This window comes from Furfurilactobacillus sp. WILCCON 0119 (assembly GCF_053471565.1).
Window position 1 is genome coordinate 216904 of record NZ_JBPCCV010000002.1, and the last position, 13259, is coordinate 230162.

Here is a 13259-nt window from a genome sequence, read left to right on the forward strand (position 1 = left end):
TTCAACCTCTTCACTAAGATTTCAGTCTATTGGTAGCGCTTACCTAAAGTATAACGATTTCTTTGTGATATTCCAAACATAATTCGTTTTCTATAAAAATACAAAAAACCGCACAATCATCATAAAGATGATTGTGCGGGACTAAATGCTTTTTGATGTACTGAATTAGAGACAATCAGAAAAGCGTACTCAACCGAAATTACTTAGCCTTAGGAGCTGCTTCGATCGTATCAGTCTTACCAGCAGCCCAACGTTGGATTGCGGCAATTTCTTTTTCACGGCGAAGACGACGTTGCCGTTTAGCAACCGGACGCTTGCCGGCAAATGAGTTCAATGGTTTCTTTTCTGCCATGATGCTTCTCCTCTCAATACGTTGTCAATAACAAATAACACTATACCAGCTTTTTGCCTTCAACACAACCCGCCGACGACAAACAGTGCTACACTTAGGGCAATTAACGATAAGGAAGTGACTGATTGTGGAGTACATCAACCTTGGTAACAGTGATTTACACGCATCAAACATTGGTTTAGGCATTATGCGCATGAACCTGCTTTCCGTTGCTGAGGCAACCACCGTTTTAGAAACAGCGGTTGACCTTGGCATTAACTTCTTCGATGGCGCCGACATTTACGGTGAAGGTAAATCGGACACCATTTTTGGCCAGGCATTAGCTGCGTCTGGAATCAACCGGTCTGACATTTACGTTCAGGGTAAGGTCGGAATCGTGCTCAACAAGGACCGGTCTCATGATGGCTTGGTCTTTGGGGCCCGTTACGACTTCAGTGAAGATCATCTTGTGACCGCCGCTCATGACGAATTGAACCGCATGGGGCTGGATTACTTTGACAGTTTATTGTTGCACCGGCCCGACCCGTTGATGGAACCTGACCAGGTCGCCAGTGCGCTAACCACCCTTCAAACGGATGGTACCGCCCGTCACTTTGGTGTTTCTAATCAAAACCCTTATCAGATTGAACTGTTACAACATAGTTTGCACCAGCGCTTATTGATTAACCAACTGCAATTTTCAATCATGCACACCGGGATGATCGATGCAGAGATGCACGTCAACATGGCCGATGACCGGAGCATTGATCACGATAACGGGATTCTTGCGTACACCCGCCTTCACAACATGACCATTCAGGCCTGGTCTCCCTACCAGTACGGTATGTTTGAAGGGGTCTTCATTGATAATCCTAAATTTCCTGAGTTGAATCAAGAACTTCAACGTGTCGCAGACCGCTATGCCGTCACAAAGACCACCATTGCAACCGCATGGATTCTTCGTCACCCAGCAAAAATTCAAACCATTGTTGGGAGCATGAATCCAGCCCGACTAAAGGAAATCGCGTTAGCCAACCAGGTGCACCTAACCGCTCAAGAATGGTACGACATTTACCTGTCAGCTGGCAACGATTTACCGTAAACAGACATTATATATAGTAGAACTCACTAAAAGTGGCGGTTCATGGATGCTCATCATCCGGCGAACCGCCACTTTTTGTCTGCCATGAGTAACCTAATTTTGGTCAGTGACACTCTTTTGGTGTTTGATTCCCCAGCCGGTCACTCCGCTAATAATGGAGAAGACTGGTGATAAGAGGCTAAACAGCGTGAACGGTAAAAACGCTAGCGTGCTCACACCCAGTGTGTTCGCCGCAAAGACGCCTGCGACGCCCCAAGGCACCAGGTAGTTGATGACCGTTCCACCATCCTCTAACGCCCGGCCTAATGCGACAGGCGCTAAACCAGCCTCGTCAAACGCCTTCTTGAACGCCCGGCCAGGTAAAATAACGGACAGGAATTGTTCCCCAATAAAGAGGTTCACACCGATCCCCGATAAAATCACGGCCGTAATCCGAGCGCCGTCTGACTTCAAGTGCTTCGCAAACGGCGTCATGATGGCGTCGATCAGGCCGAATTCCATCAACAATCCACCGAGTGATAGCGTCAAAACGATCAACGAAACGGTCCCCATCATGCTGGCAATACCGCCTCGTGATAAAAGAACGTCCACTTCCTTATTGCCGGTATGAGAAACAAAGCCGGTTTCAATGATGCTGGCAATTTTCGTTAACTGGGTTCCCGGATGTTCAATGAGCAACATCACCAACGAAATTCCAATGTTTAAAAACAATGTCGGAATGGCTGGCACCCGCCGCCAAGCGCAGAGGAACATGCAGGCGATGGGCACGATGGCCCATGCCGAGATCGTGAAATGTGCCGATAACACCGCAATCACTTTATTGATACTGGCCAAACTGGTTCCCTTTTCACCACTTCCCAAAACGGCGAAGACAATTAGTGAAACGACAAAGGCGGGAATGGTTGTCCACATGAGGTTCACAATGTGCTTAAACAAATCTGCGTCCACGACAGCCGCCGTTAAGTTTGTCGATTCAGACAGCGGTGATGATTTATCACCAAACACCGCCCCGGAGATGATTGCCCCAGCGACCAGCGCGGGATTCACGTGCATCGTGACCCCCATCCCGAAGAACGCGATCCCCACGGTTGAGATGACGGTAAACGCACTCCCTACGGCACTACCAACCAATGCACAAACCACAAAGACGGACGGGACAAACCACTGAACGCTGATTAAATGAAACCCAAAAACCATCAGGGTCGGAATGATGCCGGCCGCGATCCACGTGCTGATCAGCGCCCCAACGAGAATAAAAATAAAAATTGGCACGATCCCGGTTTCGATTCCGTCCTTAATTCCGGCATTGATCTTTGACCACGGCAACCGGTGGGCCACCGCCCACGCCATGAGAAGGCCCATGACTAACATAACTGGTACTTGAGGTGACAATCCAAACTTAATGACCCCCAGCCCCATAATGACTAACATCCCAATTAAAACAACCAGTGCTTCATTGCGCCCCACTTTAAACGTTTTCTTTTCCATAATTGCTACCTCTTTCATCAATGCTCAGTCAACACCACACACGTTGCGCATCAATATCGGGGCGTGCCCCCACTTGTCTCTGTCATCTGCTTTCCTCCCCTAAACAAAAAAATCGTCCCTGCTATGCCAATGCATAACAGGGACGATTTTCACCGTGGTACCACCCAGCTTAGTGTCCGGCTTAGAAAATTCCCGCACCAAAAACACTCACTCTCACCGGGATAACGGTCCGGTGGTGCCCGTTCATTAACGTCTTCAAGTAGTTCGCAAAAATGGCCCTGATCGGTTCGCAGCACCCACCGACTTCCTGACACCCAGACCATCCGCTACTCGGGATGAAAACACCTGATTAAATATTAATTAGAAAAATACCAGTTTTTGTCATTGATGTCAAACATTTTTTACAACCAGACGCCAAGGGCAAATAATACGGTGTACCCCACAAAGAACAACGCGGTGCTCTTCAGCACTGCCCCGTACGTTTTTTGTTTATCCTGAACAGCAAAGAACGGCTGAATGCCCCGCCACATTACTGGCAGCAACAGGACACTCAGTAACGTGGGCCACGGCGCGATTCCGGCAAAGAAGTTGACCAGTGGCCACAATGACCCAACAACCAGTAGCACTTTCATCAGGGCAACCGCCCGTTTTCGCCCAATAAAGTAGGCCAGTGTGTGCCGATGGTTCTTAATGTCTTCTTCCAGATCCGCTGTATTGTTAGACAGTTGGACCATGAAGAAGATCAGGGTCAACGGTAAGCATAATGTAAACGTGGTTCCAACCATCCCGATGGTAAACGGTTGATGACCATAAATACTAACGTAGACACAGACTAATTGAATCAAATACGAAATGGATAACGCCACAACTGCCTCACAAATTGGCATGGCGTTTAACGGTTTCGGTCCGGCCGTGTAAAAAATTCCGATGGCATAACCAATTAGTCCAAAGACGAGAATCGGCCACCCCGTCCGCATAATTAAGAACAAGCCAGGAACCGCTGACAAGGCGTACAAACTGGCAGCTAACCACCAGACACCTCGTAACGGCAATTGCAACCGCCCAAGTGGGTTGGTGTGCGCCGCATACCCTTCTCGATCGGCCGCATGAACGTAATCATAATAGTTATCCGACACGTTGACAGCTAAGTCAAAAATGAAAACATCCACTAAACACAATAAGACGTTCACCCAATTGACAATACCATACCGCGATTGCGCAATTGCCGCCCCCAAAATAAACCACACAATGTTTAATGGTGCGGTGTAAATTTCCGTTAATTCCACGAATATCGGCCACGTTAGCCACTTTTTCTTCATTCCGTTTTCCCCCTCAACTCTTGTACCTCTAAGGCTACCACATGTTCACGAAAAAATTGCGCACAAAAGCCGGGATTTTGTTTGACCTTTTTTGACCTTTGGGTTAAACTACAATTACGTTGATTAGCAGAGGACCATTATAAGTGCTAATCCACAACGCAAAATACAAGGAGGCCTCTCTCATGGCTTTAATTCCAACTGTTATCGAACAGTCCAGCCGCGGTGAACGCGCCTATGACATTTACTCACGACTGTTAAAAGACCGGATCATTATGGTATCTGGACCAATTGAAGACGACATGGCAAACGCCATCATCGCCCAACTTTTGTTCTTAGACGCCCAGGATTCTGACAAAGATATCTACATGTACATCAACTCCCCAGGTGGTGTGATCACTTCTGGGATGGCAATCTACGACACGATGAACTTTGTGAAGTCCGACGTGCAAACGATCGTCATGGGGATGGCTGCTTCCATGGCTTCCATCCTTGCCACTTCTGGTGCGAAGGGCAAACGTTTTGCCTTACCTCACTCAGAAATCTTGATTCACCAACCTTCTGGTGGTGCTCAAGGGCAACAAACTGAAATCGAAATTGTCGCAGAAGAAATTCTGAAGACACGGAAGATGATCAATGAATTGCTGGCTGAAAAGACTGGCCAAGACATTGAAACCATTAACCGGGACACTGAACGGGATAACTACATGACCGCTCAACAGGCCCTCGATTACGGTTTGATCGACCACATTATGCAAAACTCCAGCGAAATGAAGTAATGCGAAAAACACTGCCCGGTTAAATCCGGGCAGTGTTTTTTTTCGTTCATCAAAATCGCTTTAGATAGGCCTCAACTAGGTCGTTGGTCTGCCCCGCTTGATTGAGGGTCTTTAATTTCATCACCAAAATAAGCGATCCGTTACCGACATCATGCCAGTAACGGATCGCTTATTTTGGTTCGTTCGTTATTTCGCTAACACCGCCGCCATGATCATGTCACACACAGTGCTAAACGGCATGCTTGCCCGCGAATAAACACCCTGATTGAGGTTATCCACATGAAGTTTTACCGTTGAAAAAATGATGTTACGGTGCAAGGACAGATCCACTTGCCGAAGATCGTGGTTAGCGATTCCGGCTGCCAATAATTGTTGAACCCGGCTCGTTGCCACGATTGCCCGAACTTTCGGGGCGTCCACCGTTTCCTGACGCATCGTTTCCTTTAGCTTTTGGATCACGGTTATGCTTCCGGGATGAGCCACCGCATAGTCGAACAACTGTTGCAGATACAGCCGCAGGGTTGCTGCAAACGTTAGGTCGCTTACATCTAACGCCAAGTCGCCCTGATATAAATTGGTTAATTCGCGAATGTATAACGCCGTCAATAACTGTTCCCGGCTCGTAAAATAAACGTACAAACTGGACTGAGAAATCCCCGCTGCACGGGCAATCTTTGTTGTTGAGACGTCGCCAACACTCCCATCAATGATGAGTGTCGCTGCCGCATTTAAAATTGCTTGATATTTTTGTTCATCTTTCTTCTTCATAGGTTCTCATGTTACCGAGACCGGTTTAAAATGTCAATTGTTGACACCGATAGAGTTATCGGTTATGATAGCTAACAGATTTTATAAGCGATAATATTATCGCTAATTACATTTTGAACTCAAAAGAGGCATTCTCATGAAAATTTTTATTACTGGTGGTTCCGGCTTTATTGGCCAAACTGTTGTTAAAGATTTAGTTGAAAAAAATTATGACGTTGTTGGTCTTGCTCGCTCAGACCGTTCGGCGGCCATTCTCACCAGTCTTGGTGCAACCCCGGTCTCCGGGACATTGACCGACCATGACGTGCTTGCGCAACAAGCTTCGGCTAGCGATGGTGTCATTCATCTTGGGTTTACCAACGACTTCAATCATTATGACGAAGCTGTTAAACAGGACCAGGCAGCCATTAAGGCGATTGGGGACGCCCTCATCGGTTCCAATAAACCGTTTGTTAACACTTCTGGGACCCTGATGATCACAGATCTGGGCCGCCCTGCTCTGGAAACGGACTTCACGGCCCACCCAACGGATCGGGCCCTTTCGGAAGCTAACTCATTGGCTTACGCTGATCAAGGCGTCCGCGCCATGGTCGTCCGCCTGTCACCAACCGTTCATAGTGCCGCCCGTCAAGGGTTTGGTTCATTACTCGCCCAAATCGCTGTCGCTCAGCACCGGGCCGCCTTCGTAGATGAGACCACCGTTTGGCCATCCGTTCACAGAGACGACGCTGCTGCCCTGTTTGCTGCTGCGTTAGAACGTGGGACAGCTGGTCACGTCTACCACGCTGTCGCTGAAGAAGGCATCAGCGTAAAGGCCATTGAGGAGACGATCGCAACCAGTCTTCATTTGCCAATCAGCCAGTTAACGCCACAAGACGCCGCCACCTACTTTGGCTGGTTTGTGGGCAGTATCAGTGCAAACAACCCAACCAGTAGCGCCCAAACCCAGGCAGAGCTGGACTGGCACCCAACGCATGAAGGTCTATTAACAGACCTTGCTGATTTCTTGGCCATTCCTGCCAACGTTGAGCAACTCAACCAAGCCCAATAAAAAAAGAAGCATCCACAGATAAGATGGTGGATGCTTCTTTTTTTAATGTATTAAGCGGACACGCTGGCGTCGCCGCCTTCGCGCAACTTATCAGCAAATTCATTAATTTTCCGTAAACGGTGGTTAACCCCGGACTTAGAAATCGGGCCACCGGGCACCAGATCGCCCAGTTCCTTCAAACTAATTTCCCGGTTAGCTAACCGGGTTTCAGCCATGGCCTGAAGTTTTTCAGGTAGTTGACTCAGGCCAACCCGTGACTGAATGTACTCAATGTTCTCAATTTGATGGGAACTGGCGGAGGCCACCTTTTCCATGTTCGCCGTTTCGCAGTTCACCAACCGGTTGACTGAATTTCGCATATCGCGCATGATCCGCACATCTTCAAACTTCAGCATGGCGTTTGTGGCACCAATCAACGTCAAAAAGTCGGCAATTTTTTCGCCTTCTTTGAGGTACGTGATGTATCCGCTCCGTCGGTTGGTCATCCGGGCATTGAGGCCGTAGCGATTCATAAATTCACAAATCTGTTGGTTCTGTTCTTCATACAGTGAATAAACTTCAAGGTGATACCGGCTTGTATCCGGATTATTAACGGAACCACCAGCCAAAAAGGCCCCCCGAATGTACGACCGGACTTCACTGTCATCCGTCAAGATGCCATCAGGAACAACTGCTTCAATCCCAAGGTCGCCCATGATATGAAGATCCTTCAGCACCTGCTGTGTCCCAGTCTTTAACCGAACGACATACATATTATTTTTCTTTAACTTAACGTTTTTACGGACAATTAATTCTGCTTCCAACCGGTAAAATTGCTTGAGCAAGGTGTAGATCCGCCGCGCAATCGCAGGATTTTCCGTTTGAACGTTCAAAATGAACGCGTGGTTAACGATGCTAACCGCGCCGTTCATCCGGATCAAGGCCATCAGTTCGGCCTTTCCGTTTGCCTCGTGGACGCGAAGTCCCGTCAATTCTTTTTTGACGTCACTTGCATATGACATGTGTGCGCCCCCTTTAATCTAATTGTTTATCAGCCAACATTTTCATTAGCTCGGCCACCACTTTGTGACCATCGTGAAACGCACCGGCATCCCGCAATTCCAGCAGGTTAGCCCGAATGGCGTGGGCTTCTAACGCCGTCAAACCGGCTGGGTTTGCCGTTACTTGCGTCGAAACCTCGTTCCAGCGTTTCCAATCCATGTAATCTTCCGGCACCGTTGCAGTGTTAACCAACACGGTATCAACGACGTGCGAGTCCAAATGATCATCGATCACCTGCACGTGATCAGCATCCGTAAACCCGTCCGTTTCACCCTTTTGCGTCATGATGTTACAAATGTACACAACTTCCGCTTTGGTCTGCCGCATCGCCTCACCGACGTTACTGACCATGAGGTTCGGCAGAATGCTAGTGAACAGGCTTCCAGGGCCCAAGACAATCATGTCCGCGCCCATGATGGCGTCAACAACTGCTGGCATGGCCGTCGCCACTGCTTCAGCTGCATCCGGCTGTGGCGTGACCCACACCCGTTTGATCTGTTTATGAGCAGCGGTAATCTCTGCTTCACCAGCCAACGATGTCCCGTCTGTAAACGTTGCGTGTAATACCAGTGGTTCGTTTGCCACCGGATAAACGTGTCCGTCCACCCGCATCATTTTGGACAATTCCTGAACCGCGTCAAACACCCCGTGGTCCATTTCCGTCAATGCCGCGATGATCAAGTTTCCAATCGCGTGACCAGAAAAGAAGTTATCGCTTGCCCCAAACCGGTATTGAAAGACTGCCAGTTCAACGGGTGACAGCTGTGATAACGAAACCATGACATTTCGAATATCTCCAGGCGGCACCACGTTAATGTAATTGCGAATGATACCAGACGAGCCGCCATCATCAGCGACCGTCACCACGGCGGTAACATCGACGTCTTGGTTGTGGAGTGAGTTCAGCACAACGGGTAAGCCAGTTCCACCACCGATCACGACGACCCGGGGCCGTCTTTTTTCAGCAGATTTCATGACCGATTCACCGTTTCCTTTCGCTTATCAATGTCACGATGGCTAATGTTGACCCGGTAATCCGCCGCTAAGTCATGGCTCAAACGTTCAGCAATCGCAACTGACCGGTGTTGACCACCCGTACATCCAATTGCAACCGTCAAGCTACTCTTCCCTTCACGTTCATAACCGGGCATGATCAATTGAAGCAGCTCCAAAAAATGGGTGTAGAAGGATTCTGTTGCCGGTTGTTTCATAACGTAATCAGCAACGGCCTGATCTTTTCCGGTCAGGTTCTTCAAGGTGTCAATGTAATACGGGTTCGGTAAGAACCGCACATCCATCACTACATCAGCGTCAATTGGCAAGCCATATTTATACCCAAAGGACAGCACTTCAATGTGAAACTCTGTGGCCTGATCGTCCTTTTCAGCATACTGAGAAAAGATCTCCTCACGAAGTTGCCGCGGGGTGAGGTCATCCGTGTTAATGACATATTCTGCCCGCGCCTTCATTTCAGAAAGCAACGCGCGTTCTTGGTGGATGCCGTCCAAAACCCGGCCGTCCATTGCTAACGGATGAGCACGCCGCGTTTCTTTATACCGCGCCACCAGTTCGCCATCAGACGCATCAAGAAAGAGCACCGAGGTCTTTACCGAGCCTGTGCTGCTGGAGATCGCCAGCATTTCCTGTAGGTCATCAAAAAATTCACGAGAGCGCAGGTCCACGACCAGTGCGACCTTATGAACCTTTCCGGACTGACGCACAAGTTCCCAAAACTTGGGTAATAATTTGGGGGGCATGTTGTCCATCACAAAATAGCCGAGGTCTTCAAAACTCTGCATTGCCACAGTTTTCCCCGCGCCACTCATTCCAGTAATAATTACCAAGTCCAGTTGTTGTGTCATCGTCCACTTCTCCTTTGTTTCGTCACGAATCAGTATAACATACCGGGTGTGTCATTTTATGACTTTTACTTACTTATTTTCCAGATCTTGCATTTTTACGGCATGCTGGTGCCACCGCCAGCTCGCAACACCGGCCGTTACGGGGACCGTTACCAGGACGCCCATGAATGACAGTAAAACCATAATGAGTTCCGCCGCGAACACCTTATCGTTAAAGACCTGGCCAATTGAATAATGGAGGCCGACAAACCAAATGAACAGCGCCAAAAAGCCCCCGAAGAAACCAAAGAACAGTGTATTCAACGTTGTCCCGATGATTTGTTTACCGACGTTCAGACCGTCACCAAACAGGCGCCGCCCGGTAATGGTGGGTTGTTGTTCCTCAATCTCACTTAAACCTGCGGAAATCGCCATGGCTGCTTCAGCAATTGCGCCCAGCGTGCTGAGCACCACGGTACAGATTTCAACCTTTAGAAACGAAATCCCAATGTAGAGCGACATTCCCTCTAAATCTTCACTATCTTCATCCCCGAAGCCGGCCACCTGAGCCCAGTGTTCGACAGGAATGATCAGTAATAGTAGCACTAGCATCACCACAACGGCCGCGTAAAATGCCGTTGTGGTGCTATTGTCGTCATCGTTTCCAAAAAAGATTGTGACAGCAAGGATCACCGTCCCGGCCACCAACGTAACGGGGAGTGGCGGTAAGTGAAATTGCACCAGAACAATGGTTAAAAAGAGCAAACCAAAATTAATCCCTAGGCTTAAAAAGGCAATCGCCCCCTGCTTACCACCGACAGCCCACATCGCTAAAAAAAGTAAAATTGCTAACACACTAAACGTTGTCATTTGTTGTCTGTTCCTTCTTCATGAGGCGGCTTGCCACAAAGCTAGCGACCGGAATCGCTAACACGATCCCCAGTCCACTAATCAAACTTTGAAAGACCCCCATCGACATGTTCATTCGGTATGTATAGCCCCAGTTATTTCCGTTTTTGAGGTAAAGCAGCGTCAGTGGAAACGTATCGGCCACAAAAATTAAAAACAGAACGTTAATCAGTGGGCCCATGATCGAGCGGCCAACGTTACGGCCGGAGACAAAGAGTTGTTGGCGCGAAAGATCTGGTCGTTCATTATGCAGCTCAAATAAAGTCGCCACAATATCAGTCGACTCGTCCATCACCGCTCCTAGTGAGCCGATTAAGGTCTCCGCTAAAAATAGTGGCCGCGGCAAGGTCGTGACGTATTGCAACCCCTCGTAATGCATTCCCCGTTGATGGGTCACTGCAAACACGATTAAACTAATGATGATGGATAAGGCCGTTCCGCTCAGTGTCGCAATGAGCGTAATCAAAGTCTGTTTTCGCCAGCCCAAAACCAACCACAGCGTGAGCGCGGCAAAGAGAACTGCCACAAAACTAAAGATAACAAAGACATTCCCGTTTTTAAGGGACAGCTGTAAATTAATGGCCGCAAAAAAGAGCACTGCATTAACGCTCACAGAGACAATGGCCATTAGTCCTGAAAATTGCATTCCCAGGAGGAGCAAACTGACAACTAGCCACGCAAGTAATGCGATGACGACATCCCGTTTCATGCCCGAAATGGTCGGTTGTTGTCCACGGTGAGGGGTGGAGATAAACACCTGACTCCCAACGTGGTAGCGTTGATCCTCCGCCCCAGATAGGCTGGTCACGTTTGTCATGGTCACATGCTGACCACGATGGGTGGTGTTAAGCACCACACCACTCAGCTTTTGTGTAACTGTTCGATCATCGTTTTGAAATTCATCGCGTTGGGTGATTGCGCGTTCGTTATTGACCTTCGTAATTCGAACGATCGGTTGATGATAAAGTCGGGCATTATGTGCCACACCGATCACCATCAATCCCCCCAGTAAAACTACCGCGATGGTTAGCCACCAACTTGGCCGCCGAAGCCGTCTTGCCGCCATTTTCTTTACCTCCTGCGTCAATGCTGGTCCCATTTTACCACCGTTCAACAATGGCACTTAAAAACGTTACGAAAACTAAAGTTCCACCCCGTTTCTTCCGGCCACAAAAAAAGGCATGAGTAATAAATAAATTCATTACCCACACCGTCTTAAAATAATTTTGATTAAATGACATCAATTTCATCATTACCATAGTGATGTTTGAGCCAATAATACAGGGGAATCCCCAACGCAATAAAAATAATCGAAATCAACGTTCCGGTGACATCAAAGCACAGTTCACTGATCACCACAAATCCCGTCCCAAGAATGGCGACTACCGGGACAACCGGGTACAGCGGGATCTTAAAGCCTTGTGGCGCACCACCATTACGGTGCCGCAGGATGAACACCCCGGCAAACGCGGCAATGTAAAAACTGTACATCACGAAGATACACAGTTCCGAAAGCCGGTCAGTATCCACCGTTAAAATCATGGCACTTGTTAACACCAAAAGGATGCAGGTCGCCACCACCGGCGTTTGTGTCCGGCGGTTCAGATGCGCAATTTGTTTGGCAAACGGAAGCTGTTTTTTCGCTGCCATGGCGTAATAGATCCGTGGGAACGTCATCATTTTTCCATTCAAGGCACCAATAATTGAAACCATGATCCCGATGTTGACCAGGCGTCCACCAAAGCTGCCAAACGCATTCAGCGCAAAGTAGGCGGTGGCGTTTTGCCCCAACTCGTTAATTTTATTGGCACTAAGCGACCGGAAGATTCCAAACGTCACGCCAAGGTACAGCACGATAATGATCATAATCCCGATGATGATGGCCAGTGGTAGCAACCGTTCAGGCCGTTTGAGCTCGCCACCAAGGTTCGTAATCAAAATCCATCCATCGTACGCAAAAATGGTCCCCAGTACCGCCACACCAAAGTTCCCCACACTCTGATGAATCCCGGCTACCGTCTCACCAATTGCTTGTTCATGACCAAAAAATAATCCAAAAACAATAATGGCAACGATCGGCAGCAACTTACAAATGGTTGTTAGGATGGCAAAGGCTGCACCATAACGATTTTCAAGCATGTTTAACAGTGCGATCACCACGATGGTTCCAATGGCAATTGGCGCTTTCCACGCGGCTCCCAGGCCAAAGAAGTTGACCACAAGAAGACCTAAGTACCCGGCAATTGATCCAACGATGGCCGGTGCATACACGATAATCTGCATCCACCCGGATAAAAAGCCCCAGAACTCACCGTAAATGTGCGCCATGTACTGATATAACCCACCTGTATGCGGAAATTGTGATCCAATTTCCGAAAGCGTTAGCCCGTCGGCAAGTGTAATGACCCCACCAAGAAACCACGCCAGCAAGGCCAAATTTGTTGACCCCGTCATCTGAAGCACTGACGCTTGTTTAAAAAAGATCCCCGAACCAATTACGGTTCCAATCACTAATGCTAACGCCGACCATAGGCCTAATGAGCGTTTTAACTGTGTTTCTGCCATTCACGGTCCCCTTTTCACGCGAATGTTCGTAATCAGCACATCATTCACTGAGCACGCCCCGCGTCTTT

Annotated in this window: 13 protein-coding genes; 3 read left to right on the forward strand and 10 right to left on the reverse strand. The window is 48.5% G+C overall.

The features are described from left to right. Positions 1-199: 199 nt before the first annotated feature. On the reverse strand, positions 200-352 hold the full coding sequence (locus ACRYI5_RS04600; RefSeq protein ID WP_407879506.1) for a hypothetical protein: 153 nt from the start codon (positions 350-352) through the stop codon (positions 200-202). A gap of 127 nt (positions 353-479) precedes the next feature. On the opposite strand from ACRYI5_RS04600, the gene ACRYI5_RS04605 reads away from it, so the two are divergent. Continuing rightward, the gene (locus ACRYI5_RS04605; RefSeq protein ID WP_448224442.1) at positions 480-1433 is read left to right on the forward strand and encodes an aldo/keto reductase; all 954 of its coding nucleotides are present in this window, start codon (positions 480-482) and stop codon (positions 1431-1433) included. Between the two features lie 93 nt (positions 1434-1526). Here ACRYI5_RS04605 and nhaC read toward each other — a convergent pair whose 3' ends face one another. Together nhaC and ACRYI5_RS04615 are read right to left on the reverse strand one after the other, a co-directional pair. Further along, entirely contained in the window at positions 1527-2921 is a 1395-nt protein-coding gene (gene nhaC / locus ACRYI5_RS04610) for a Na+/H+ antiporter NhaC (protein ID WP_448224443.1), read from the reverse strand. 401 nt (positions 2922-3322) lie between these two features. Next, positions 3323-4240 carry a prenyltransferase gene (locus ACRYI5_RS04615; RefSeq protein ID WP_407879501.1) on the reverse strand — a complete coding sequence of 306 codons (918 nt, stop codon included), beginning with the start codon at positions 4238-4240 and terminating at the stop codon, positions 3323-3325. 182 nt (positions 4241-4422) lie between these two features. Between ACRYI5_RS04615 and clpP the strand changes: the two genes are divergently transcribed. Continuing rightward, positions 4423-5016, forward strand: coding sequence for an ATP-dependent Clp endopeptidase proteolytic subunit ClpP (gene clpP, locus ACRYI5_RS04620; protein ID WP_407879499.1), 594 nt, complete (start codon positions 4423-4425; stop codon positions 5014-5016). Between the two features lie 186 nt (positions 5017-5202). Here clpP and ACRYI5_RS04625 read toward each other — a convergent pair whose 3' ends face one another. After that, the gene (locus tag ACRYI5_RS04625) at positions 5203-5784 is read right to left on the reverse strand and encodes a TetR/AcrR family transcriptional regulator (protein ID WP_448224444.1); all 582 of its coding nucleotides are present in this window, start codon (positions 5782-5784) and stop codon (positions 5203-5205) included. A 136-nt stretch (positions 5785-5920) separates the two neighbouring features. Here ACRYI5_RS04625 and ACRYI5_RS04630 point away from each other — a divergent pair, with 136 nt between their 5' ends. Then, entirely contained in the window at positions 5921-6835 is a 915-nt protein-coding gene (locus ACRYI5_RS04630) for an SDR family oxidoreductase (RefSeq protein ID WP_448224445.1), read from the forward strand. A gap of 50 nt (positions 6836-6885) precedes the next feature. On the opposite strand, the gene whiA is transcribed toward ACRYI5_RS04630, so the two are convergent. From whiA to ACRYI5_RS04660, 6 genes are all read right to left on the reverse strand, one after another. Continuing rightward, a complete protein-coding gene (gene whiA / locus ACRYI5_RS04635) occupies positions 6886-7836 on the reverse strand; it encodes a DNA-binding protein WhiA (RefSeq protein ID WP_407878716.1) in 951 nt (316 codons plus the stop codon). Between the two features lie 13 nt (positions 7837-7849). Then, a complete protein-coding gene (locus ACRYI5_RS04640; protein WP_448224446.1) occupies positions 7850-8851 on the reverse strand; it encodes a gluconeogenesis factor YvcK family protein in 1002 nt (333 codons plus the stop codon). After that, positions 8848-9738 carry an RNase adapter RapZ gene (rapZ, locus tag ACRYI5_RS04645; RefSeq protein WP_407878712.1) on the reverse strand — a complete coding sequence of 297 codons (891 nt, stop codon included), beginning with the start codon at positions 9736-9738 and terminating at the stop codon, positions 8848-8850. Before rapZ ends, ACRYI5_RS04640 begins: the two co-directional genes overlap by 4 nt. A gap of 69 nt (positions 9739-9807) precedes the next feature. Beyond that, positions 9808-10587 carry a YibE/F family protein gene (locus ACRYI5_RS04650; protein WP_407878711.1) on the reverse strand — a complete coding sequence of 260 codons (780 nt, stop codon included), beginning with the start codon at positions 10585-10587 and terminating at the stop codon, positions 9808-9810. Further along, the gene (locus ACRYI5_RS04655; protein WP_448224447.1) at positions 10574-11692 is read right to left on the reverse strand and encodes a YibE/F family protein; all 1119 of its coding nucleotides are present in this window, start codon (positions 11690-11692) and stop codon (positions 10574-10576) included. The genes ACRYI5_RS04650 and ACRYI5_RS04655 overlap by 14 nt, the downstream gene beginning before the upstream one ends. Positions 11693-11856: 164 nt before the next feature. Continuing rightward, complete coding sequence (locus tag ACRYI5_RS04660; protein ID WP_448224448.1) at positions 11857-13191, reverse strand: APC family permease; 1335 nt, start codon at positions 13189-13191, stop codon at positions 11857-11859. Between the last annotated feature and the right edge of the window lie 68 nt (positions 13192-13259).